Source organism: Cellulosimicrobium sp. NPDC057127, from assembly GCF_042670945.1.
Classification (GTDB): domain Bacteria; phylum Actinomycetota; class Actinomycetes; order Actinomycetales; family Cellulomonadaceae; genus Cellulosimicrobium.
The window spans coordinates 87,827-111,619 of record NZ_JBHUUP010000005.1; the positions used below are offsets into that span (position 1 = coordinate 87,827).

A 23,793-nucleotide genomic window follows, 5' to 3' on the forward strand; every position below is an offset into this window, starting at 1 on the left:
TCCTCGACCTCTCACCCGCCCTCGGAAGACTACGGACCAGACGCGGCCGACAGGCCGCGCACACCACGACACGAAGGACACACACCATGAAGGCTCGCAACGCGTGGATCGTCACCGGCGCCCTCGGGGCGGTCGGCCTCGGCGCCACCGTCGCGACGGCGCAGGGCGCGTTCGACACCCCGGACACGGCGGCCGTCCCGACCTCCGTCCAGGTCGACCGGACCGCCACCACGGCCGGGACGGCGGCCGGCGCGGGGACGACGTCGGCCGGCGCGGCGGCGCCCGCCCCGAGCCCGAGCGCCGTGCAGAACGGGTCGTCGATCACCACGGTGACCGCGCAGACCGCCCCCACCGCTCAGACGGCGCAGACGGCGCAGACGGCGGACACCGCCGACACCCCGAGCACGGCCGACACCCCGAACACCCCCAGCACGCCCGACACCCCGAGCACGCCTCCGACGCCGCAGACCCCGGACTGACGGCCTCGGCCGGCGGCACGTCCCGCCGGCCGTCAGGCGGGGCGCGCGGCGTCGGCGAGCCGGTACCCCATGCCGCGGACGGTCACGAAGTGCTCGGCCCCGAGCTTGTTGCGCAGGTAGCGCACGTACACGTCGACGACGTTCGACCCGGGGTCGAAGTCGTAGCCCCAGACACGGGACAGGAGCTGCTCGCGGCTGAGCACCTGCCCGGGGTTGCGCAGGAACGCCTCGGCGAGCGCGAACTCGCGCGCGGACAGGTCCACCTCGCGGTCGGCGGTGCGGGCGCGGCGCGTGCGCAGGTCGAGGCTGAGCGACCCGTGGCTGAGCACGGTGACGTCGCCCGCCGGCTCGGTGCGCAGGCGCAGGCGGATGCGCGCGAGGAGCTCCTCGAACCGGAACGGCTTGGCCATGTAGTCGTCGGCCCCGCCCTCGAGGCCGGCGACCGTGTCGGCCACGGAGGACCGGGCGGTGAGGATGATGACGGGGATGGTGTTCCCCGTCTCCCGCAGGCGCCGCAGGACCGTGAACCCGTCCTGGTCGGGCAGGCCGAGGTCGAGCACGAGCAGGGCGAAGTCGCCCGTGCTCACGAGGTCGAGCGCCTCACGGCCCGTCGTCACGGTCGTGCTCGCGTAGCCCGCGGCGCGCAGGCCCTTGGCGACGAACGACGCGATGCGGGTCTCGTCCTCCGCGAGGAGGATCTGGCTCACGGGGTGGTCCTTCCGTCGGAGGGAGCAGGCGCGGCCGTGCCCGCCGGCGGGGGTAGAAGGGGGGTCGGCGCGGTCGGCGCGGTCGGCGCCGTCGGGACCGTGGGAGCGGTCCGGCGGTCCTCGGCGTGCGTGCCGTCCGCACCGGCCGGGCTGGGCGCGGCCGGAGGTCCGGGGCGCGACGTCGGTGCGTCGCGGGCGGTCGCCGTGGCGCCGGCGGCGGCCCCGAGCGGGAGGTCGAGCGTGAACGTGGAGCCGACGCCGGGCGTCGAGGCCACGAGCGCGCGGCCGCCGTGGCCGTCGGCGATCGCGCTGACGATCGCGAGACCGAGCCCGGCACCCTCGGGGCGCTCGCGGCCGCGCGGTGCCGGGGCCTGGGCGAACCGCTCGAAGATCGTCCCGACGTGGTCGGGCGCGATGCCGACGCCCTCGTCGCGCACCCACAGGCGCACGCGCGTGCCGTCGTCGGACACGGCCGACCCCAGCGCGACGACCGAACCCGGCTCCGAGAACTTCACCGCGTTGGCCGCGAGCTGGAGCAGGGCCTGGGTGACGCGCTGCGCGTCGACGTCGGCCACGACGTCCGCGCGGGCGTCGACCCGCCACCGGCGGTCGCCGAGCGTGCGGACCTTGTCGTGCACGTCGTCCGTGAGGCGGCCGACGTCCGTGGGTGCCGGCCGCACGAAGTCGGGCCGCCCGACCGTCGCGAGCGTGACGAGGTCGTCGACGAGGCGGTGCATCCGGTCGAGCTCGTCGAGCGCGAGGTCGCGCGTCTCGCGGGCGTCGGACGGGTCGCCGGGGTCCATGAGCTCGAGGTGGCCGCGAACCACGGTGAGCGGGGTGCGCAGCTCGTGGCCGACGTCGTCGAGCAGGCGGCGCTGGGACTCGAACGACCCCTCGAGCCGGTCGAGCATGCCGTTGACGGTGCGCGACAGGTGCGACAGGTCGTCGTTGCCCGTCACCGGGATGCGCGCGGAGAGGTCCGTGTCGGTGATGCGCTGCGCCGTCCGCGCGAGCACGCGGATGGGGCGCAGCAGGCGACCGGCGACGACCCACCCGACCACGCCGATGAGCACGAGGGCACCGAGCGCGACCACCGCGTACGTGCGGAACACCTGCGCGAACTCGGCGTGCTCCGCCGAGCGGTCGTAGGCCAGCACGAGCGCCGCGGGCTCGGCGGCGGGCGTCGCCGCGGCGTCGGCGCTCCCCGTCGCCGCGGCCACGGTGACGGGCGCGACCAGCACCCGGTAGTCGGCGGTCGCGGTCGTCACGGAGCGGAGCGCGGTGCTCGGGCCGTCGACGGACGGTGCGACCGCGGCGATCAGCTCGGCGTCGTCCTCGAGGTGCACCTGGACGTCCTGCTGCGACACGAGCGGGGCCTGCCCCGGGCGCAGGCCGATGATGCCCTCGTTCCGGGCCGGCACGACGAGCTGGATCGCGGCGACGACGACGTCCTCCGGCGACGTGAACGGCTCGCCCGTCACCGGGTTCACGCCCGACTCGCCGAGGGTTGCCAGCTCGGCCGCGCTGCGCCGCAGGTTCTCCTCGATGCGGGCGTCGACCTGCCCGCGCTGGAGGAACCAGGCCGCGCCGCCGGCGATGAGGAGCGCGAGCGCCGACAGCCCCAGGAACGCGGCGAGCATGCGCGTACGGACCGTGAGGCCCGACAGGCGGCGCTCACCGGCGGTCGGCGCGTCGTCCGGCGTCCCGCCCTCGGCGGACCCGGCGCCGCGTGGCGTCGAGGCCATCAGTCGTCCCCGTCGTCGTCCGCGCCGTCGCCGTCGTCGTCGCCGCCGTCGTCGTCGTCGCCGCCGTCGTCGTCCCCGTCGTCGTCGCCGTCGTCATCGACCGACGGCGGGGCGGGAGCGACCGGGTCCACGTCGTCCGCGGGGGAGGTGGACGGCTCAGGTGCCGGGGTGGACGGCGGCACGCCCGGCGCCGTCGACGGTGCCGGCGTGACGACGACGGCGTCGCCCACCTCGCGGTCCCCGGGACGGGACGTCACCGCGACGGCGGTAGCGGTCCCGGCGAGGACGAGCAGGAGAGCGCCCACGATCCAGGCGACGGTCCGACGAGTCATGCAGCCAGTATCCGAGAACCGGATGAGACGCACATGAGAAGTCCCTCGGGCCACCCGGCCGTGGTCACCCGGCGTCGAGCCAGTCGTCCACGCCCTCCAGCAGGCGCTTGCGCGTGGCGGTCGAGGCCCGGCTCGCCCGGATCGACGACCGCGCGAGCCCCGCCAGCTCCTCGTCCGAGAAGCCGTGCTCGTCGCGGGCCGTCTCGTACTGCGCGACGAGCCGCGAGCCGAACAGCAGCGGGTCGTCCGCCCCGAGCGCGACGCGCGCACCGGCGTCGACGAGGGCACCGAGCGGCACCTGGCCGGAACGCTCGTAGACGCCGAGGGACACGTTCGACGCCGGGCAGACCTCGAGCGCGATCCCGCGCTCGACCAGGTCGTCCAGCACCCGGTGGTCCTCCGCGGACCGCACGCCGTGCCCGAGCCGGTCCGGCACGAGCTCGCGGACCACCTCGTGCACGTGCGCCGGGCCGAGCAGCTCCCCGCCGTGCGGCACGGACGCCAGACCCGCGCGGCGCGCGATCGCGAACGCCTGCGCGAACTCGCCCGTGTCGCCGCGCCGCTCGTCGTTGCTCAGCCCGAAGCCCACGACCTCGCCGGCGCCCTCGCCCGCGTACTGCGCCGCGAGCCGCGCGAGCGTCCGGGCGTCGAGCGGGTGGCGGGTGCGCGACGCCGCCACGACGACCGCCACCTCGGTGCCGGTCGCGGCGCTCGCGGACCGCGCGGCGTCGAGCACGATCTCGACCGCGGGCGTGATCCCACCGACGAACGGCGCGTAGGACGTCGGGTCGACCTGGATCTCGAGCCGGCCCGACCCCTCGGCCGCGTCGTCCTGCGCCGCCTCGTGCACGATGCGGCGCATGTCCGCCTCGGAGCGCACGCACGCCCGGGCGGCGTCGTACAGGCGCTGGAAGCGGAACCAGCCGCGCTCCGTCGGGGGCAGCCTCAGCGGGTCGCCGTCGACGAGCGCGTGCGGGAGCCGGACGCCGTACTGCTCGGCGAGGTCGCGCAGGGTCCCCAGGCGCATGGACCCCGTGAAGTGCAGGTGCAGGTGGGCCTTGGGGAGCGTCGCCAGGTCTCGCACACCGGGAGTCTGGCACGACCCGTCCCACCCGGCCGGGCGGCGCTCACGATCCCGTCAGGTAGCCCCGCTCCATGGCGACCGTCACCGCAGCCGTGCGGTCGTCCACGCCGAGCTTGGCGAACGCGCGCAGCAGGTGCGTCTTGACCGTCGCCTCCGCGATGTACAGCTCGCGCCCGACCGCGGCGTTCGACAGGCCTCGGGCCACGAGCCGCAGCACCTCGACCTCGCGGTCCGTGAGCCGCTCGCCCCGCACCGACGTGACCAGGCGCGTCGCGACGCTCGGCGCCAGCACCGTCTGCCCGCGCGCGACGGCGCGCACGCCCGCGACGAGCTCCTCGCGCGGCGTGTCCTTGAGCAGGTAGCCCGTCGCGCCCGCCTCGACGGCCCGCAGGATGTCGGCGTCCGTCTCGTAGGTCGTGAGCACGACGACGCGCGGCGCCGCGCCGCCCGGGGCGGAGCCGGACCCTCCGGCGCCTCGCGAACGGCCCCCGCCGGAGCCGAGGATGGCGCTCGTGGCGCCGACGCCGTCGAGCACGGGCATGCGCAGGTCCATGAGCACGACGTCGGGCGCCAGCTCCGCCGCGAGCGCGACCGCCTGCGCGCCGTCGCCCGCCTCGCCCACGACCACGAGGTCCGGCTCCGCGGTGAGCATGCCGACCAGCCCGGAGCGCACCACCGGATGGTCGTCGACGACGAGCACCCGCACCGTCCCGTCAGGTCCGTCGGGTCCGCCCGTGCCGCTCATGCCGCTCCTCCCGCTCGCGCCCCGTGCGCGTCCGCCGTGCTCACGACCGGAACCTGCACGACGACGCTGGTCCCGCCGGCGGGACCGGAGCCCACCCGGACCGTCCCGCCGCCCGCCGCCACGCGCTCACGCATGCCGCGCAGGCCGTAGCCCTCCGTCACGTCCGGGGCGAGGCCGCGCCCGTCGTCGCGCACCTCGAGCCGCGTGACCGCCCGGTCCTGCGTGAGCTCGACGACGACCGAGCGGGCGGACGCGTGGCGGCGCACGTTCGTCAGAGACTCCTGGGCCGAGCGCAGCAGCACGACCTCGTCCGCGCTCGAGAGCCCGGTGACGTCGTCGAGCCGGGCCGTCACGGCGATGCCCGTCTCCGTGCGGAAGCGTTCCACGAGGCGTCCGACCGCGTCCACGAGCGTCCCGCCGCCCTGCAGGGGTGCCGGGCCGGTCGCGGCGACGAGCGCGCGAGCCTCCGCGAGGTTCTCGCGGGCCGTGGACTCCACCTGCGCGAGACGCTGCCGCGCGGCGTCGGGCGCACCCCGCTCGAGGTCGGCGCCCGCGGCCTGCGCGAGCATGACGACGCTCGTGAAGCCCTGGGCGAGGGTGTCGTGGATCTCCTGCGCGACGCGCTCGCGCTCGGCCGCGACGCCCGCTGCGTGGTGGGATCGCGCGAGCTCGGCCTGCGTCGCGCGGAGCTCGTCGACGAGCCGGGCGTGGCGCTCCGCCTGGCGCATCGTGTGGGCGACCCACAGGCCGAGCCCGAGGGAGAAGCCGAGCGCGACACCCATCTGCGGGGCGGTGCTCGCGAGCGTGCCGGGCACGAGCCGGCCCGCCCCCGGGTCCCACGCGAGCGCGAGCGCCGTGCCGGCGGCGAGCACGACCGACAGCAGGACCTGCGCCCACAGGTGCTCCGACAGCATCCAGACCTGCGTGAACGCCGCGAAGAGCAGCAGCGTGCCCAGCGTGTCCTGCGCGACGACGACCACCGTGCCGAGGATCAGCACGACGAGGTAGAGGTGGGCGAGGCCCTGCTCGCGCGTGCGCGCCGCGCGCCGCCCCCACAGCGTGTAGGCGACGAGCAGCACGCCGGTCGCGGTCAGCGAGACGGTGAGCCGGGTCCCGCTGAGCGGCACCGTGTACAGCGCGACGGCGCTCAGCACGACGATGACGTAGAACGCCGCGTCCCACCAGCGCACGTCGCGCTGCCACGTGCCGTCGAGGCCTGCCTCGGCCGGGCCGACGGCGTCGTCGGCCCGGCCCGGGGCGCCCGCAGCGTCAGCCGTCGTCACGTCGGCGCCAGCGGAACGTGCGCACACCGACGACGAGACCTACGACCAACCATGCGACCAGTACAGCAGCGGTCGCGCCGTGCTGCCAGGACCCCGACGGCTCGAGCGCGACGGCCTGCTCGGGCAGGAACACCGACCGCATGCCCTGCGCCATCCACTTGAGCGGGAACAGCGACGCCACGGTCTGCATCCAGGACGGCAGCGCGAAGAAGGCGAAGAACACCCCGGAGATGAACTGCAGGACGAGCACGACCGGCGTCACGATCGCCGTCACGGACTTGCCCGAGCGCGGCAGCGACGAGAACCCGACGCCGCACACCGCGCCGGTCGCGCAGCCGAGCACGAACACCCACGCCAGCGTGGCGACGCGTGCCGCGCCGTCGGGCATGTCCCACGGCATCGGGACGTCGAACGCGAACGCCGCGAGCGCGAGCAGCAGCGCCGACTGCACGACCGCCGTGACGAGCACGAGGCCGATCTTGCCCAGGAAGTACGCGACGGCGGGCAGGGGGGTCGAGCGCAGGCGCTTGAGCGTGCCGTCGTCGCGCTCGACCGCGATGGACACCGCGAGCGACTGGAAGCCCGTGAGCATGATCCCCGTGGCGAGCATCCCGGGCAGGAAGTACTGCGCGAACGGCACGCCGTACCCGCCGTTCGCCTGCTCCTGGCCGTCGAACACCGTCGCGAAGATCGCGAGCATGATGACCGGGTAGGTGAAGACGAAGATCACCGCGTCGCGCTCGCGGAAGAACCCGCGCAGCTCGGCGCCGGTGCGGGCGAGGCCGAGGCGGGCGACGCCCGGAAGGGCGGACGCACGGGGCGTCGAGGGCCGGACGGGCCGGGCGGTCGTGGTGGCGGTGCTCACGGTCGTGCCTCCTGCTGGACGGTGCCGGTGGGCGCACCGGTGGGCGCGCCCGGGGCAGGGCTGGGGTGGGGGACGGCGAGGGAGACGTCGCCGATGAGCTCGAGGTACACGTCCTCGAGGCTCGGGTGCACGACCTCGAGCCCGGGCACCTCGCCACCCGGGAAGTGGGTCGCGAGCTCGGTGACGAGGGCGGTGGGCCGGTCGGTGCGCTCGGCGTGGTGGAGGCCGCCGTCGAGCCACCGGACGACGGGGCGCCGGGCGTGGGGGCCGCCGAGGCGGTCGGGGGCGTCGAGGGCGACGACGGCCCCGTCGCGCAGGACGGCGACGCGGTCGGCGAGCTGCGCGGCCTCGTCGAGGTAGTGCGTGGTCAGCAGGATGGTCGTGCCGTCGTCGCGCAGCGTGCGCACGAGATCCCAGAACGCGCGGCGGGCCTGGGGGTCGAAGCCGGTGGTGGGCTCGTCGAGGAACACGAGCTCGGGCCGTCCGACGATGCCCAGCGCGACGTCGAGCCGGCGCCGCTGCCCGCCGGAGAGCTGGCGCGTGCGCGTGCCGCGCTTCTCCGCGAGCCCCACGGACCCGATCACCTCCTCGGGGTCGCGGGGGTCGGCGTAGAAGCCGGCGAAGTGCGCGACGATCTCCGCGACCGTGAACTCGGTGAGGTCCCGTGAGTCCTGGAGGACGACGCCGATGCGGTCGCGCCACGCGCGACCGGCGGTCTGCGGGTCGGTGCCGAGCACCCGGACCTCGCCGGCGTCGCGCGAGCGGAAGCCCTCGAGGATCTCGACCGTGGTCGTCTTGCCGGCCCCGTTGGGGCCCAGGAGGGCGACGATCTCGCCCCGGTCGACCCGGAGGTCGACGCCGGCGACGGCCTGCTTGTCGCCGTACCGCTTGCGCAGCCCGCGCACCTCCACCGCCGGGGCGGACGAGGGGGCGGGGGCCGGGCCCGCGACGGCGGTCGCGCCGCGCGGTGCACCTGTCGCTCCACGTGTGGTGTCCATGCGACCAGCGTGCTGCGGGCGGGTGCCGGTGCGCGACGGCCGTTCGTCCGGACCTGTCGTCCACCGGTCGGTGGACGGCGCGCTTGCGGCACCGGTGCGCGCTGCCGGTGCGCGGCACCCGGGCGCGGAGCCGCGAGGGCGGTTCGACCCGCGGCCCGCCGTCGCGTACAGTGGTCCCTCGGTGGTTGACGCCCACCATGCTGGGCCGCGCCTCGACGGGCTCCTGGCAGTGTGCACGGCTCGCCGGCAAGGGCGTCGGTCGCGAAGGGTAGTGGCGCAATTGGTAGCGCAGCGGTCTCCAAAACCGCAGGTTGCAGGTTCGAGTCCTGTCTACCCTGCTCAGCACGTCGTCCGCGGCGTGCGTGGTCCGAAGAACGGATTGCACCGCGAAGTTCCAGCAGGTCCGGGGCACGTCCCGCACGTCAGCGATGGGGTAGATCAGTGAGCGAATCGCCGTCAGAGGCCGTGGGTGCGGACGGCGCACGCGCCGACGAGGTGAAGAAGGGCCGTCCCGCAGGGGAGAAGAAGCCCAACGTCTTCGCCCGCATCGCCCTCTTCGTGCGCCAGGTGGTGGCCGAGCTGCGCAAGGTCGTCACGCCGACGCGCTCCGAGCTCATCACCTTCACCACCGTGGTGCTGGTCTTCGTGCTGGTCGTCATGGCCTTCGTGACGGTGCTCGACCTCGGGATCGGCCAGGCCGTCCTGTGGGTCTTCGGGGACTAGCCCGCAACGTCGTACCCGCAGTGCCGGGTCATCGGCACCCAGCGCCCCTCGGGGCGCCGTCGGCGCTTCCAGCAGCAGTCCTTCCACCAGTCATCGCAGCAGGTCAGCAGAAAGCAGGTTCGTTCGTGTCCCAGGAGTCGCTGGACCAGACGGAGAACGTCGACCCGACGCAGCCCGAGGGTGCCCAGGACGAGGTCGACGAGACCACGGAGGCTCCCGAGGTCGCCGAGGGTGACGACGCGTCCGTCGAGACCACGCAGGAGGTCGGCACGGACGAGGCCGACGCGGACGAGGCCGACGACGCCGAGGCCCGCCCGGTGGACGAGGACGGCGACGTCATCGAGGACCCGGTCGCGGAGTTCAAGCGCACGCTGCGCACGCAGCCGGGCGACTGGTACGTCATCCACTCCTACGCGGGCTACGAGAACCGTGTGAAGGCCAACCTGGAGAACCGCATCCAGAGCCTGAACATGGAGGACTACATCTTCCAGATCGAGGTCCCCATGGAGGAGGTGGCCGAGATCAAGAACGCGCAGAAGAAGATCGTGCGTCGCGTCCGCATCCCCGGCTACGTCCTCGTGCGCATGGACCTCACCGACGAGTCGTGGGGCGCCGTGCGCCACACGCCGGGTGTCACCGGCTTCGTCGGCCACACCCACCAGCCCGTGCCGCTGACGCTCGACGAGGTCTTCTCGATGCTCGCGCCGATGCTGGCCCCGGCTCCGGAGCCCGGCAAGCCGGCTCCCGCGCAGGCGAAGGCCCCGGTGCAGGTCGACTTCACCGTCGGGGAGTCGGTCACCGTCACGGACGGCCCGTTCGACACGCTGCCCGCCACGATCTCCGAGATCAACGTCGAGAACCAGAAGCTCAAGGTCCTCGTCTCCATCTTCGGCCGGGAGACCCCGGTCGAGCTGTCGTTCAACCAGGTCGCCAAGATCTGACGCGAACGGTCGCCAGGACCGGTCGCGGCGCGCGGCTCCCGTCGCGCGCGTGAGCGCTGCACTGCAACCGGGTCATCGCCCACGGCGTCGGCCCACGAGAAGAAAGCCAGGGAAGAGTCATGCCTCCCAAGAAGAAGGTCTCCGGCCTCATCAAGCTCCAGATCCAGGCCGGCGCGGCGACGCCCGCCCCGCCGATCGGCCCCGCGCTCGGTCAGCACGGCGTGAACATCATGGAGTTCTGCAAGGCCTACAACGCGGCGACCGAGTCGCAGCGCGGCAACGTGATCCCGGTGGAGATCACGGTCTACGAGGACCGTTCCTTCACCTTCGTCACGAAGACGCCGCCGGCCGCGGAGCTCATCAAGAAGGCCGCGGGCATCCAGAAGGGCTCGGCCACCCCGCACACCGTCAAGGTCGCCAAGATCACGGCCGACCAGGTGCGCGAGATCGCCCAGTCCAAGCTCGAGGACCTCAACGCGAACGACGTCGAGGCCGCCTCGAAGATCATCGCGGGCACGGCCCGTTCGATGGGCATCACCGTCGAGGGCTGACGCCCTCGAAGGCCTCCTCCGCCCCGGTGACCGGGAGCGGGGAAGGCCTACCCCGTCCACGACCGTGGACGGCAGTGGCAGGGTCCGCGCGGACCCGCTGACCACGACTGCAGAAGGAGAAGCAGCATGGCAACGCGCAGCAAGGCGTACCGCAACGCCGAGGAGAAGATCGACCGCGAGCGTCTCTACGCTCCGCTCGAGGCCGTCCGTCTCGCCAAGGAGACGTCGTCGGTCAAGTACGACGCGACCGTCGAGGTCGTCTTCCGCCTGGGTGTGGACCCGCGCAAGGCGGACCAGATGGTCCGCGGCACGGTGAACCTCCCGAACGGCACGGGCAAGACGGCCCGCGTCATCGTCTTCGCCAACGCGGCGAAGGCGGAGGAGGCCCGTGCGGCCGGTGCCGACGAGGTCGGCGGCGACGACCTCATCGAGAAGGTCGCCGGGGGCTACACGGACTTCGACGCCGCGGTCGCGACGCCGGACCTCATGGGCAAGGTCGGCCGCCTGGGCAAGGTGCTCGGCCCCCGTGGTCTCATGCCGAACCCGAAGACCGGCACGGTGACGATGGACGTGACGAAGGCCGTGTCCGACATCAAGGGCGGCAAGATCGAGTTCCGCGTCGACAAGCACTCGAACCTGCACTTCATCATCGGCAAGGTCTCGTTCGACGAGAAGCAGCTGGTGGAGAACTACGCGGCGGTGATCGAGGAGGTGCTGCGTCTCAAGCCGTCGTCCTCGAAGGGCCGGTACATCACGAAGGCCACGATGACGACGACGATGGGCCCCGGCATCCCGCTGGACCAGTCGAAGACGACGAAGCTGCTCGAGGACGACGCGGCCTGACGCGACGCGTCGGCGGCAGTCCGCCCGCAGCACCACGCCGACGGCGCGGTTCCCCGGACCGGGGAGCCGCGCCGTCGGCGTTTCGTGCGTGGGGGAGCGGGCGCTGCGTGCGGGGTCGAGCGCTGCGTCACGGGTGGTGCTGGTGCAGCCCGGGGATGTCGGGCAGGTGGTGCTGGCCGTGCGGGACGGCGTGCTCCGCCGCCTCCGTGCCGCTGAGCCCGAACGTCGCGACGGTGGAGATGAGGACGGCGCCGAGGAACAGTGCGCCGAGCGACGCCGTGCTGTGACGGCCGGGGTGCGGGGCGACGTCGACCGACTGGGCGGTCGTCGTCGCGGCGCCGGGTGGCGCGCTGCGCGTGAGGATGCCGACGGCACCTGCCGCGGCGAGCTGCAGCGCGGCAGTGGCGGTGACGGCCGGTCCGAGGGTCGCGCCGGGGGCGACGGCGAAGGCTGCCTGGGCGACGCTCGCGAGGACGAGCGACCCGACCGCCAGCCGTCCGAGCGCCGTCGGGCTCGCACGGCGCGGTGCCGTGCCGGCGAGCGTCGGGAGCGCTGCCGCTGTCTCGGCCGCGCCGAGCATGAGAGCGAGCACCCCTGCGGGGGCCGGGAACGTCCCGCGGACGAGTCCGAGGTTGACGATCCCGGCGCCCAGCAGGGAGAACCCGAGCAGGACGCGCAGGAGGGGTGGCCGGGCGTTCACGCCGACGCGGTGCTGGCGCCCACGCGCTTGTCGGCCGACAGCCCGACGCCGAGGAGCAGGATGGCGCTCGCGAGGTGCAGCACGTTGTCCGCGCCGTTGAGCGCGATGATGTTCGCCGCCGTCCCCACGAGGAAGAGCCCGAGCACCCCCACGAGCAGGTAGACGGCGCCGATCGTCGTGTTGACCGCCCTGGCCGCGCCGACGGAGCGTGACGCCAGCAGGAGCGCGGCGCCGATGCCGAGGTGCACGATGTTGTGCAGCGGGTTCACCTCGAACAGCAGGAGGTCGCGGCCCTCGGTCGCGGCGAACCCGACGCCGGAGGTCACGACGAAGCCGGCCACTCCCACCAGGAGGTAGACGGCGCCGAAGACGGCCGCGAGGAGGCGGTTCGGGGACGAGGTCATCGTGGGTACCCACTTTCGTCGGTCGTGCGCACGGGGACGTCCCGTGCGTCGGACGTGGTTCGGAGCCCGGACGGCTCCGGATGGGTGGCTCCGCGGCTCGTGGGTGCGGGGTGGGAGCGTCCGTGGCGCTCCCCGAGGAAGAACTGGACGTCCGAGGATGTATCAGGCGCGCCGACGGTCCCTCTCGTCCAGGCGCAGAGGTGGAGGCCGACGCACCCGACCACCCCATCCGCCCACGACGAGGGAGAACGATGACCGTGAGCCGGCACGCGCCAGGAGGGTCGTGACCTGTGATGATGGTTGTCGAGCCGGACGGCGACGCCCTAGACTCGGGCGCTCCTGCGGAGTCTCCGCTGGTGCCCGAGCAGACGAGCGTGCCAAGGACGGTGCCGCTGATGACGAGGTCCACCGACGAGCTCCGGGACACCGGAGAGCCGGCGTCGAGCCTGGGTGACCGCGGAGCGTTCGCCCTCCTCGAGTACCGGGACGGGCGCAACGACGCACTGGCCGGCTTCGTCCGCGAGGCGACGCCGCTGCTGTGGCACACCGTGCGGGCCCAGGGCGTCGACCGCGAGCAGGCGGACGACGTCGTGCAGACCGTGTGGGTCGCGCTCGTCCGCAACGCGATGACGATCAAGGAGCCGCACGCGGTCCTCAAGTGGCTGCTCATCACCGCCAAGCGCGCGGCCTGGGAGGCGGTCCGCAAGCAGCGCGACGAGGCGCGTCGCCGCACCGAGCTCCCCGACGACACGGAGGAGGGCGTGCCCACGCTGCCCTCGAACGACCCGACGCCCGACGTCGAGGTGCTGACCAACGAGCGCGACCGAGGCCTGTGGCGCGCCCTGGCGCGGCTGCCCGAACGATGTCAGAAGCTGTTGCGGCTCGTGTCGCTCGCCGACCGGCCCGACTACAAGGCCATCTCGGCCGCCACGGGCATGCCCGTGGGCAGCATCGGCTCCACGCGTGGCCGCTGCCTCGCCAAGCTGCGCGACATCATCGACGTCCAGGGGGAATCGTGGGAAGCATCATGAGCACCGAGTTCAGGCACAGCCCGGACGAACCCCTCGACGAGGTCGACGTCGCGCTGCTCGCCGACCTGGCACGCATCGCCGAGGCCCTCGACCCCGTGCCGGCGGGTCTCGCCGAGCGCTCGCTGTTCGCCGTCACGCTCGCCGGCCTGGAGGCCGAGGTCATGGAGCTCGAGTACGTGCAGGTACCCGAGATGTCGGTGCGCGGGGAGGCCCCGCCGGTCGAGGCGCGGACCATCACGTTCACGTCCGAGTCCGTGACCGTGATGATCTCCCTGTCGCCCGTCGAGGGGGGGCGCGTGCGCATCGACGGCTGGGCCGCGCCCGCGACGTCGCTGCGCGTCGAGCTGCACCGGCCCGGCTCCGTGACCGAGACGACGAGCGACGAGGACGGACGGTTCGTCTTCGACGACGTCGACCGCGGGCCGGCGAGCCTCGTCGTGCGCCGCACCGACCACGCCGGCTCCGCCGTGAGCACGCCCGTCGTCGAGCTCTGACGACCGACCGACGTCGCGGGCGGGCACGGCCCGTCCGCGACGCCCGTGCGACCCCCACCGCCCGGCGGCGACGTCTGCCGCCCCGGCCGTTCCCCCGCGCTCCGACGCGCGCGGATCGCGGCCTGCCCGTCTGCAACCTGAGGAGACCACGTGAGCGAGACCCCGGAGACCCCCCTCGTCCGTACGGTGCGCGACGCCGCGGGCGGACGCCGCCCCGTCCGCCACCTCGACCCGGACCGCGTGCGTCGCAGCCCGGGCGCCTCGCGCGTCGAGCCGACCGCCTACGTGGCGGACCGTCTCATCGTCCGGGGGGCTCCTCCCGCCGAGCTCGCCGAGCTCGTCGCGAGCCAGGCCGCCCCGACGACGGGCGAGGCGGGCACCGAGGTCGCGCTGCCGGCGTGGACGCCGGGTGACGAGCCCACCACGTGGCTCGACGGGGTCCGGAGGATCGCGGCCGACATGGGGTACCGGGTCGCTCTCGACGCCCAGCCCGGCGCGCAGGACGCGGACGACGGCGACCCGTTCGGCTACGCGCTCCGGTTCGTCCCCGTCCGGTCGGACGACGTCGACGTGGACACCTGGGAGGTGCTCGAGCGCATCGTGTCCGAGCTCCGGGAGCTGGCCGAGGACGACGGGGTCGACGCACCGCGAGCGGGCCTCGACCACGTGCTGCGCGCCCAGCGGGCGCGCACGACCCCGCTGCCGTTCGTCCCGGTCGCCCGGCCCCGGTCGACGCCCCTGCCGGTGAGCGCGGTCGACGAGTACGGGATGCCGGGGTCCGGCGGGCTGGCCCCCGTGCGGCTCATCGCTCCACGTCCGGTCCGCCGCTTCGCCGACGGGGCGAGCCCGTGGGTCACGGCGGACGGGGCGCGACGTCCCGTGGTCGCCCTCGTGGACACCGGAGTGGGCACGCACCCGTGGTTCGGCGACTACGTCCCCGGCGAGCCGAGCGACAGGCCGGACTCCGTCGTCGTGCGGGACGCCACGCTCGACGGTGCGCCGATCGGGAGCTACCCCGTGCCCGCGCTCGACTCCGAGGACGCGGAGTTCGGGGGGATGAGCAAGGACCCGCTCACGGGCCCCCTCGACCCGGTGGCGGGCCACGGCACGTTCATGGCCGGCATCGTCCACCAGCTCTGCCCGGACGCCACCATCCTCTCCGTCCGCGCCTTCGGGGGGTCCGGGGACGTCCCCGAGTGGGAGGTCCTCCACACCTTGTGGCGGCTGCTGCGCTTCCACCGCCGCGGGCTGAGCGGCGAGGACGGCTACCACCCCGTGGACGTGGTGGTCCTCGCCATGGGCTACTACCACGAGCAGCCCGAGGACTACGGCTACGACGGCCCGCTCCGACGCGTCCTGCGCGCGCTGCGCAGGGCAGGCGTCGTGGTCGTCGTGGCGGCGGGGAACGACGGGACGACGCGGCCGATGTTCCCCGCCGCCTGGACCCCGCGGGTGGACCGGATGCAGGACGGTGCGGTGCCGCGGCAGCCGGAGGACCTCAAGCCGGACTACACGCCGATCCTCGCCGTCGGCGCGACGAACCCGGACTCGAGCGTCGCCGTCTTCAGCAACGACGGTCCCTGGGTGACCACGGTCAGGCCCGGCGCCGCCGTGGTGAGCACGATGCCGACGACGATCGACGGCCCGGTCACCCCCTCGGTGCGGCTCCCCGAGCGTCTGGGACCCGGGGTCCGCTCCTCCGTCGACCCGGACGACTTCCGCGGCGGGTTCGCCACCTGGAGCGGGACGTCGTTCTCGGCGCCCTACCTCGCCGCGGAGATCGCCGAGCAGATCCTGCGCTCGCGCACGGGGGAGTCGGAGGGGGACCCCGCCCGGCCCGACGAGGTCGTCGCACGGCGGACCGCGGTCGCGTGGGATGCTGTTCGACGTGTGCCGGGACTGTACGCGCCGGGAGTCTTCGCCGAGTGATCCCTGTGAGGGGGCGGTCGGGTGAGCGACGACGTCCGTCGTGCGTTCGCCGACCGTCTCCGCCGCGCGCAGGAGCTCAACGCCCTCGCGAAGGTGCGGGCCGCGTCGACGGAGTTCCGTCGCCTGGTCGCCGACGTCGAGCGGTGGGAGCGACGCGGCGACGGCCGGACCGGGTGGTCCGTCGAGCTGCGCGTCCGCGCCCTGGTGGGCCGGGCCGCCTGCGCCTACGCCCTGACCGGCAGCATGGACGAGGGGAACCGCCTGCTCGACGAGGCCGGCGCGCTCGCGGACTCGGCCGGGCAGGCACATCTCCTCGCGGTCGTCAGCGGCCAGCGCGGCGTGCTGCTGCTGCGCTCGGGCGACAGCCAGGCCGCCGTGCGGCCCCTGACGGCCGCGCTCCAGCAGGGTGATCCCGAGGACCACCGGGACATCGCCGTGCTGCACCTCAACCGCGGTTCGGCCCTGGTCGACCTCGGTGCGCTCGACGCGGCGCTCGACGACTTCGAGACCGCGGTGCGGCACGCCCGGCAGCTCGGGAACGACTACTACGTGTCGTTCGCGATGCACAACATCGGCTTCGTCCACCAGCTCCAGGGCGACGTCCCGGCGGCGCTGCTGCGCATGGAGGAGTCCGTCCGGCTCCTCCCGGACGGCCCGGACGGCCTGGCTCTCGCGGGACGTGCCCGGGTGCTCCTCGACGTGGGCCTCCTGTCGGAGGCGGAACGGCTCCTGCAGGACGCCGAGGCCCTGCTCGTCGACGAGGGACTGGGGCAGGAGCGTGCCGAGGCCGTGCTCGACAGAGCCCGCTGCATGGTCGGGCTCCGACGGTTCACGGAGGCGGGGGCGCTCGCCCGCAAGGCGCGGCACCTCTACACGCGGTCGGGCAACCCGACGTGGGCGCTGTACGCACGCGTCGTCGAGCTCGAGGCCATGCTCGGGGCGGACCGCGCCGCCGGCACGGGGACGAGGGCCGGCCGCCGACGCGCGGCCCGCGGCCTCCAGACGGCGCTCGCCGTCGCCCGCGACGGAGACGCGCGCGGTGCCGTCGCCCGGTACGGCGTCGGCGTGCCGGCGCGGCTCTACGCTGCCGAGTGGGCCCTGCTCGGCGGCGCCCACGACGAGGCGGACCGGATCCTGCGCGAGGTGCCCCGGCTGCGGCCCTGGGCCCCCTTCCCGGTGCGCGTCCAGCGTGAGGCGGTGCGTGCTCAGCTCGCCTTCGCTCGCGAGGACCGCCGCGGCGGGGTCCGCGCCGTCCGGGGCGGCCAGCGCGCGATCGCGGAGTACCGGGAGCGGCTCGGGTCCGTCGACGCGGTGACGGCGGCGGCCGTCCACGCCGTGCACCTCGGCAACGTCGACGTCGACTCGGCGTTGGAGACCGGCCGCCCCGCCGCCGTCTTCGACGCGGTCGAGCGGGGTAGGGCGACCTTCGCCGGTTCGGGACGCGTGCGGCCCCCGGCGGATCCGGAGCTCGCGAGGCTGCTCACCGCGGCGCGCCGGGAGATCGAGGCGGCCCGTGACGTCGGCGCGACCGACGACCAGGAGCAGCTCCTGCGGCGCCAGCAGCACCTGCGGGAGGCGCGTCGCATGCAGGACGAGGCGCGTCGTCGGTCGTGGCAGCACGCGGGCGGGGCCACGACGCCGACGCCCGCGAAGGAACGGGTCGTGCGCGGTGCGCTGGAGGCCCGGGGCACGGACGGGGTCGTGGCCGACCTCCTCGTGCACGACGGCGAGGTGACGGCCGTGCGTGTGTCGGCGACGGGGTCGCGACTGCTCCGGCTGGCGCCGATCGAGGAGGTCGGCGAGCGGGTCCGCCGTGCGCGCGCCGACTTCGCGGTGCTGTCCAACGCGCTCATCCCGGTGCCGATGCGTGAGGCGGCGGTCGCGTCGTTGCGCAGGACGCTCACGTGGTTCGACGACACGCTCGTCCGCCCTCTCGACGCGGCCGGGGACCTGCACGTCGCGGCGCGAGACCTCCTGCTCGCCGTGCCGTGGGCGGCGCTCCCGTCGCGCAGGGGCCGCCGTACCTGGGCCAACTCCTGGGTCGACCTGCGACGCGGCGAGCCGACGCGGCGCACCGACCACGCGCTCGTCGTCGCCGGGCCGGGCCTGCGGTTCGCGGGGGCCGAGGCGAAGCTCGTCTCCTCGGTGTGGGACAGCTCCACCACGCTGACCGGTCTGGACGCCACGTGCGCGTCCGTCGTCGAGGGGTTCGAGGGCGCAGGTGTCGTCCACGTCGCGGCGCACGGCACGCACGACACGGACAACCCGCTGTTCTCGTCGCTGCGGCTCGCCGACGGCCCGCTGTTCGCGCACGAGCTCGACGGCTTCGACCTGCGGGGTGTCGTCGTCGTCCTCTCCGCGTGCGAGGTCGGTCTCTCGACGCCGCGCATCGGCGGGGAGTCGCTCGGGCTGACGAGCGTCCTCCTCCGCCTGGGCGCGCGCGCCGTCATAGCCAGCGTCGCCCCGCTGCGCGACGACGTCGCCGCGCGCGTCATGCCCGCGCTGCACGCCGAGCTGCGCGCGGGCGCCATGCCGGGCGCCGCGCTCGCCCGCGCCGTCGCGGACGAGACGGAGCCCGTGCCGCTCGTCTGCTTCGGCCCGCTGGTCCTCTGACCGGGGGGTGACCCGGGGGAGCGGTTTGGATCACCCGCCGTCGTCCCGTACGATGGTCGGCGTACCCAAGACCGCCGGTCGTCCCGCGCTGCCCGCAGCTCCCTGCGTCACGCACGAGACCGAAGTCCCGCCACGAGGCGGGGGCCAGCGCAGGTAGCGAACCGACGGACGTGCGTCCGGCCCCGTGCCGCCTCACGACTGCGAGCCCCGCGCCTGCGCGGGGCTCTTTCTCGTTCCGGGACCCACGCCGGTGGTACCACCACCGGAAGGATTGCCATGGCGAGGCCGGACAAGGCAGCCGCAGTCGCCGAGATCTCGGACAAGTTCCGCGACTCGAACGCTGCCGTGCTGACCGAGTACCGCGGGCTCACCGTCGCGCAGCTCAAGCAGCTGCGTCGGTCGCTCAGCGGCAACGCAACCTACGCCGTGGTGAAGAACACGCTGACCGCCATCGCGGCCAAGGAGGCCGGTGTCGAGGGACTCGACGCCGACCTGCAGGGCCCGTCGGCGATCGCCTTCGTCACCGGGGACCCGGTCGAGGCGGCCAAGGGTCTGCGTGACTTCGCCAAGGCGAACCCCGCGCTGGTCATCAAGGGTGGTGTCCTCGACGGACGCCCCCTGACCGCCGCGGAGGTCACGAAGCTCGCGGACCTCGAGTCCCGCGAGGTCCTGCTGGCCAAGGCGGCCGGCGCGATGAAGGCGAAGCTGTTCCAGGCTGCGTACGTCTTCACCGCGAAGCCCGCCGAGGCCGCCCGCGTCATCGATGCCCTGCGTCAGAAGCAGGAATCGGAGGGCGCTGCCGCCTGATCCCGGCTCGGCACGCCTCCCGTGCCGCAGCACGCGATCACCGCAGCGCAAGCACACACCCCGCTTCTGGCAGGCCCGCACCGGGCCGCTGCCGAGCACCGACCGAAAGGAACGCCATCATGGCGAAGCTCAGCACCGACGAGCTCATCGAGCAGTTCAAGGGCCTCACCCTCATCGAGCTCAACGAGTTCGTGAAGGCCTTCGAGGAGACCTTCGAGGTCACCGCCGCCGCCCCCGCCGCCGTCGCGGTCGCCCCCGCCGCGGGTGGCGCCGGTGGCGACGCCCCGGCCGAGGAGGAGAAGGACGAGTTCGACGTCATCCTCGAGTCCGCCGGCGACAAGAAGATCCAGGTCATCAAGGAGGTGCGCGCGCTCACGTCCCTCGGCCTGAAGGAGGCCAAGGACCTCGTGGACGGCGCCCCGAAGCCGGTCCTGGAGGGCGCGAACAAGGAGACGGCCGAGAAGGCCAAGGCTGCCCTCGAGGGCGCCGGCGCCACGGTCACCCTCAAGTGATCCCGCCGGTCCCGTCCTGACGGGGCCGGTCGTCACGCCGCACGAGGCCCGCACCCCGCTCGGGGTGCGGGCCTCGTCGTGTCCGCGGCGTGCAGACCCGGTGGCGGTCGGGTGCGCGTCCGGCTTCACGGATCACCGTGGTGTGTGCCACCATGTGCGGGTCGGCGGAGCAGGACAGCGAGGTCGACGATGCTGCGGGTGCAGGCTGCCGGCAGAGCTGGGCGACGAGGCCCGTGCACGGAGTACCGGGCGGGCGTCCGAGGACGTCAGGACGTGGCCCGGGAGTCGGTGCGCCGTCGGTGTGGACGGTGACGCCACAAGGGGGTATGCTAACGCTTTGCGCTGTCCTGTGCCCCCGATCTCAAATACCCCCGACCACTCGCCGACGTACGTGCGCGTCCGCGAGAAGTCGTGGCGGCGGTGATCGCGACCAGCCGGGCGGTGCAGCGTTCTTTCGATCTGCAGGGAAGGACCCCTCTTGGCTGCCTCGCGCACCCCTTCTGCTCCGTCCGCCGACGCCATCGCGAACCGCACAGCGTCGCGCCGCGTCTCCTTCGCCAAGATCCACGAGCCCCTCGAGGTTCCCGACCTGCTGGGCCTCCAGACCGAGAGCTTCGACTGGCTCCTCGGCAACGAGGCGTGGCAGGCGCGCGTCGCCGCGGCGAGCGCCGCCGGCCGCGAGGACGTCCCCGCGACGTCCGGTCTCGAGGAGATCTTCGAGGAGATCTCGCCGATCGAGGACTTCGGGTCCTCCATGTCGCTGTCGTTCTCCAACCACCGCTTCGAGCCGCCCAAGTACACGGCGGACGAGTGCAAGGAGAAGGACTTCACCTACGCCGCGCCGCTCTTCGTCACCGCCGAGTTCGTCAACTACAACACCGGCGAGATCAAGAGCCAGACGGTCTTCATGGGCGACTTCCCGCTCATGACGGAGCGCGGCACGTTCATCATCAACGGCACCGAGCGCGTCGTCGTGTCCCAGCTCGTCCGCTCGCCCGGCGTGTACTTCGAGCGTGCGGCCGACAAGACGAGCGACAAGGACATCTTCTCCGCGAAGATCATCCCCTCGCGCGGGGCGTGGCTCGAGTTCGAGATCGACAAGCGCGACGCCGTGGGCGTGCGCGTCGACCGCAAGCGCAAGCAGTCCGTCACGGTCCTGCTCAAGGCCCTCGGCCTGTCCGAGGCCGAGATCCGCGAGCAGTTCGCCGACTTCCCGTCCGTGCTCGACACCCTCGAGAAGGACCACGTCCACACGCAGGACGAGGCGCTCGTCGACCTGTACCGCAAGATCCGTCCGGGCGAGCCGCCGACGGTCGAGGCCGGCCGCGCGCTGCTGGAGAACTTCTACTTCAACCCCAAGCGCTACGACCTCGCGAAGGTTGGCCGCTACAAGGCGAACAAGAAGCTCGGCATCGACGCGCCGCTGACCGACTCGACGCTGTCCGTCTCGGACGTCGTCGCGACGATCAAGTACCTCGCCGCCCTGCACGCCGACCACGCAAGCATCCCGGGCAGCCGTGCCGGTGAGTCCGTCGAGGTGCGCGTCGAGACCGACGACATCGACCACTTCGGCAACCGTCGCATCCGCGCCGTGGGCGAGCTCATCCAGAACCAGGTCCGCACGGGCCTGTCCCGGATGGAGCGCGTCGTGCGCGAGCGCATGACGACGCAGGACGTCGAGGCGATCACGCCGCAGACGCTCATCAACATCCGCCCGGTCGTGGCGTCCATCCGCGAGTTCTTCGGCACGTCGCAACTCTCGCAGTTCATGGACCAGAACAACCCTCTCGCCGGCCTGACGCACAAGCGTCGCCTCTCGGCGCTCGGTCCCGGTGGTCTGTCGCGCGACCGTGCCGGCATGGAGGTCCGCGACGTCCACCCGTCGCACTACGGCCGCATGTGCCCGATCGAGACCCCTGAGGGCCCGAACATCGGTCTCATCGGCTCGCTCGCGTCGTACGGCCGCATCAACCCGTTCGGGTTCATCGAGACGCCGTACCGCAAGGTCACGGACGGCAAGGTCACCGACGAGGTCGTGTACCTGACGGCCGACGACGAGGACCGCCACATCATCGCCCAGGCGAACCAGGTGCTGAACGCCGACGGCTCCTTCGCGGACGAGCGCGTGCTCGTGCGCACCAAGGGCGGCGAGGTCGAGATCGTGCCCGGCGGGCAGGTCGACTACATGGACGTCTCCCCGCGCCAGATGGTGTCGGTCGCGACGGCGCTCATCCCGTTCCTCGAGCACGACGACGCCAACCGCGCGCTCATGGGCGCCAACATGCAGCGCCAGGCCGTGCCGCTGGTCCGCTCCGAGGCCCCGCTCGTCGGGACCGGCATGGAGTGGCGCGCGGCGGTCGACGCCGGCGACGTCATCGTCGCGAACAAGCCCGGCGTGGTCACCGAGGTCTCCGCGGACCTCATCGTCGTCGCCAACGACGACGCGACCACGACGAGCTACCGTGCCGCGAAGTTCCGCCGCTCGAACCAGGGGACGAGCTACAACCAGCGCGTGCTCGTCGACGAGGGCCAGCGCGTCGAGGTCGGCTCCGTGCTCGCGGACGGCCCGGCGACGGACGAGGGCGAGCTCGCGCTCGGCCGCAACCTCCTCGTGGCGTTCATGTCGTGGGAGGGCCACAACTACGAGGACGCGATCATCCTCAGCCAGCGTCTCGTGCAGGACGACGTGCTCTCCTCGATCCACATCGAGGAGCACGAGGTCGACGCGCGCGACACCAAGCTCGGCCCCGAGGAGATCACGCGGGACATCCCGAACGTCTCCGAGGACGTCCTGGCGGACCTCGACGAGCGCGGCATCATCCGCATCGGTGCCGAGGTCGGCGCGGGCGACGTCCTGGTCGGCAAGGTCACCCCGAAGGGCGAGACCGAGCTGACCCCGGAGGAGCGCCTGCTGCGCGCGATCTTCGGCGAGAAGGCGCGCGAGGTGCGCGACACCTCGCTGAAGGTGCCCCACGGCGAGTCCGGCACGGTCATCGGCGTGCGCGAGTTCAACCGCGAGGACGGCGACGAGCTGCCCGCCGGTGTGAACCAGCTGGTGCGCGTCTACATCGCGCAGCGCCGCAAGATCACGGACGGCGACAAGCTCGCCGGCCGTCACGGCAACAAGGGCGTCATCTCCAAGATCCTGCCCGTCGAGGACATGCCGTTCCTCGAGGACGGGACGCCGGTCGACGTCGTCCTCAACCCGCTCGGTGTCCCCGGCCGCATGAACGTCGGCCAGGTCCTCGAGACCCACCTCGGCTGGATCGCCAAGCAGGGGTGGGACATCACCCTCGCCGACGGCGACGCCATCGCGGACGGCGGGTCGTGGAAGGCGGACGTCCCCGAGATCGCCGCGTCGTCCGAGCCGGGCCGCCCCGTCGCGACCCCGGTCTTCGACGGCCTCCAGGAGAACGCGCTGACCGGTCTGCTGTCGTCGACCATCCCGAACCGCGACGGCGACCGCATGGTCGGCGGCGACGGCAAGGCGCGCCTGTTCGACGGCCGCTCCGGCGAGCCGTTCCCGGACCCGGTGTCGGTCGGTTACATGTACATCCTCAAGCTCCACCACCTGGTCGACGACAAGATCCACGCGCGCTCGACCGGTCCGTACTCGATGATCACGCAGCAGCCGCTGGGTGGTAAGGCGCAGTTCGGCGGTCAGCGCTTCGGCGAGATGGAGGTGTGGGCCCTCGAGGCGTACGGCGCGGCGTACACGCTGCAGGAGCTCCTGACGATCAAGTCGGACGACGTCCCCGGTCGCGTGAAGGTGTACGAGGCCATCGTCAAGGGGGAGAACATCCCCGACTCGGGCATCCCGGAGTCCTTCAAGGTGCTCCTCAAGGAGATGCAGTCGCTGTGCCTGAACGTCGAGGTGCTCTCGAGCGACGGCGTCTCGATCGAGATGCGCGAGTCCGACGACGACGTGTACCGCGCGGCCGAGGAGCTCGGCATCGACCTGTCCCGGCGTCCCAACGCCGCCGCGAGCGTCGACGAGATCTGATCTC

22 protein-coding genes and 1 tRNA gene are annotated in these 23,793 nt (G+C 73.3%); 13 read left to right on the plus strand and 10 right to left on the minus strand.

Translation table 11 applies throughout. From position 1 onward, the window contains the following. The first annotated feature begins 86 nt into the window (after positions 1–86). Positions 87–479 carry a hypothetical protein gene (locus ACFTZA_RS06590; RefSeq protein ID WP_378192060.1) on the plus strand — a complete coding sequence of 131 codons (393 nt, stop codon included), beginning with the start codon at positions 87–89 and terminating at the stop codon, positions 477–479. 32 nt (positions 480–511) lie between these two features. Here the strand turns inward: ACFTZA_RS06590 and ACFTZA_RS06595 are convergent, their stop codons facing one another. From ACFTZA_RS06595 to ACFTZA_RS06630, 8 genes are all read right to left on the minus strand, one after another. Continuing rightward, entirely contained in the window at positions 512–1,186 is a 675-nt protein-coding gene (locus ACFTZA_RS06595) for a response regulator transcription factor (RefSeq protein WP_378192062.1), read from the minus strand. Next, complete coding sequence (locus ACFTZA_RS06600) at positions 1,183–2,931, minus strand: sensor histidine kinase (protein WP_378192064.1); 1,749 nt, start codon at positions 2,929–2,931, stop codon at positions 1,183–1,185. The genes ACFTZA_RS06595 and ACFTZA_RS06600 overlap by 4 nt, the downstream gene beginning before the upstream one ends. Then, on the minus strand, positions 2,931–3,263 hold the full coding sequence (locus ACFTZA_RS06605; RefSeq protein ID WP_378192066.1) for a hypothetical protein: 333 nt from the start codon (positions 3,261–3,263) through the stop codon (positions 2,931–2,933). The genes ACFTZA_RS06600 and ACFTZA_RS06605 overlap by 1 nt, the downstream gene beginning before the upstream one ends. Before the next feature lie 64 nt (positions 3,264–3,327). Beyond that, positions 3,328–4,347 (minus strand): adenosine deaminase, encoded by a 1,020-nt coding sequence (locus ACFTZA_RS06610; protein ID WP_378192068.1) that lies wholly within the window; start codon positions 4,345–4,347, stop codon positions 3,328–3,330. A 43-nt stretch (positions 4,348–4,390) separates the two neighbouring features. Next, positions 4,391–5,092, minus strand: coding sequence for a response regulator (locus tag ACFTZA_RS06615; RefSeq protein ID WP_378192070.1), 702 nt, complete (start codon positions 5,090–5,092; stop codon positions 4,391–4,393). After that, positions 5,089–6,375, minus strand: a complete 1,287-nt coding sequence (locus ACFTZA_RS06620; protein WP_378192073.1) for a sensor histidine kinase — start codon at positions 6,373–6,375, stop codon at positions 5,089–5,091. The genes ACFTZA_RS06615 and ACFTZA_RS06620 overlap by 4 nt, the downstream gene beginning before the upstream one ends. Then, the gene (locus ACFTZA_RS06625) at positions 6,362–7,240 is read right to left on the minus strand and encodes an ABC transporter permease (protein WP_378192075.1); all 879 of its coding nucleotides are present in this window, start codon (positions 7,238–7,240) and stop codon (positions 6,362–6,364) included. The genes ACFTZA_RS06620 and ACFTZA_RS06625 overlap by 14 nt, the downstream gene beginning before the upstream one ends. Further along, positions 7,237–8,238 carry an ABC transporter ATP-binding protein gene (locus ACFTZA_RS06630; protein WP_378192077.1) on the minus strand — a complete coding sequence of 334 codons (1,002 nt, stop codon included), beginning with the start codon at positions 8,236–8,238 and terminating at the stop codon, positions 7,237–7,239. The genes ACFTZA_RS06625 and ACFTZA_RS06630 overlap by 4 nt, the downstream gene beginning before the upstream one ends. A gap of 265 nt (positions 8,239–8,503) precedes the next feature. Here ACFTZA_RS06630 and ACFTZA_RS06635 point away from each other — a divergent pair. The 5 genes from ACFTZA_RS06635 to rplA all read left to right on the plus strand — a co-directional run bounded on the left by ACFTZA_RS06635 (position 8,504) and on the right by rplA (position 11,296). Continuing rightward, positions 8,504–8,576: transfer RNA gene (locus ACFTZA_RS06635), tRNA-Trp, on the plus strand. A gap of 103 nt (positions 8,577–8,679) precedes the next feature. After that, a complete protein-coding gene (secE, locus tag ACFTZA_RS06640) occupies positions 8,680–8,961 on the plus strand; it encodes a preprotein translocase subunit SecE (protein ID WP_378192079.1) in 282 nt (93 codons plus the stop codon). A 125-nt stretch (positions 8,962–9,086) separates the two neighbouring features. Then, positions 9,087–9,902: a transcription termination/antitermination protein NusG gene (gene nusG / locus ACFTZA_RS06645; RefSeq protein ID WP_378192081.1), complete on the plus strand. Its 816-nt coding sequence runs from the start codon at positions 9,087–9,089 to the stop codon at positions 9,900–9,902. A gap of 119 nt (positions 9,903–10,021) precedes the next feature. Then, positions 10,022–10,453, plus strand: a complete 432-nt coding sequence (gene rplK, locus ACFTZA_RS06650) for a 50S ribosomal protein L11 (protein ID WP_069386558.1) — start codon at positions 10,022–10,024, stop codon at positions 10,451–10,453. 126 nt (positions 10,454–10,579) lie between these two features. Next, entirely contained in the window at positions 10,580–11,296 is a 717-nt protein-coding gene (rplA, locus tag ACFTZA_RS06655; RefSeq protein ID WP_378192084.1) for a 50S ribosomal protein L1, read from the plus strand. Between the two features lie 127 nt (positions 11,297–11,423). Here rplA and ACFTZA_RS06660 read toward each other — a convergent pair whose 3' ends face one another. Further along, a complete protein-coding gene (locus ACFTZA_RS06660; RefSeq protein WP_378192086.1) occupies positions 11,424–11,996 on the minus strand; it encodes a hypothetical protein in 573 nt (190 codons plus the stop codon). After that, entirely contained in the window at positions 11,993–12,400 is a 408-nt protein-coding gene (locus ACFTZA_RS06665; protein WP_378192087.1) for a DUF4383 domain-containing protein, read from the minus strand. The genes ACFTZA_RS06660 and ACFTZA_RS06665 overlap by 4 nt, the downstream gene beginning before the upstream one ends. A gap of 395 nt (positions 12,401–12,795) precedes the next feature. Between ACFTZA_RS06665 and ACFTZA_RS06670 the strand changes: the two genes are divergently transcribed. From ACFTZA_RS06670 to rpoB, 7 genes are all read left to right on the plus strand, one after another. Beyond that, positions 12,796–13,431 (plus strand): RNA polymerase sigma factor, encoded by a 636-nt coding sequence (locus tag ACFTZA_RS06670; protein WP_378192089.1) that lies wholly within the window; start codon positions 12,796–12,798, stop codon positions 13,429–13,431. Continuing rightward, positions 13,428–13,925, plus strand: coding sequence for a hypothetical protein (locus ACFTZA_RS06675; protein WP_378192091.1), 498 nt, complete (start codon positions 13,428–13,430; stop codon positions 13,923–13,925). Before ACFTZA_RS06670 ends, ACFTZA_RS06675 begins: the two co-directional genes overlap by 4 nt. 150 nt (positions 13,926–14,075) lie before the next feature. Further along, positions 14,076–15,854: a S8 family serine peptidase gene (locus ACFTZA_RS06680; RefSeq protein WP_378192093.1), complete on the plus strand. Its 1,779-nt coding sequence runs from the start codon at positions 14,076–14,078 to the stop codon at positions 15,852–15,854. 21 nt (positions 15,855–15,875) lie between these two features. Next, entirely contained in the window at positions 15,876–18,467 is a 2,592-nt protein-coding gene (locus tag ACFTZA_RS06685) for a CHAT domain-containing protein (RefSeq protein WP_378192095.1), read from the plus strand. A gap of 276 nt (positions 18,468–18,743) precedes the next feature. Then, positions 18,744–19,274 carry a 50S ribosomal protein L10 gene (gene rplJ, locus ACFTZA_RS06690; protein WP_229243435.1) on the plus strand — a complete coding sequence of 177 codons (531 nt, stop codon included), beginning with the start codon at positions 18,744–18,746 and terminating at the stop codon, positions 19,272–19,274. Positions 19,275–19,393: 119 nt separating this feature from the next. Next, positions 19,394–19,786 (plus strand): 50S ribosomal protein L7/L12, encoded by a 393-nt coding sequence (gene rplL / locus ACFTZA_RS06695; RefSeq protein ID WP_378192097.1) that lies wholly within the window; start codon positions 19,394–19,396, stop codon positions 19,784–19,786. A 478-nt stretch (positions 19,787–20,264) separates the two neighbouring features. Beyond that, the gene (gene rpoB, locus ACFTZA_RS06700) at positions 20,265–23,789 is read left to right on the plus strand and encodes a DNA-directed RNA polymerase subunit beta (RefSeq protein WP_378192099.1); all 3,525 of its coding nucleotides are present in this window, start codon (positions 20,265–20,267) and stop codon (positions 23,787–23,789) included. Positions 23,790–23,793 lie beyond the last annotated feature (4 nt).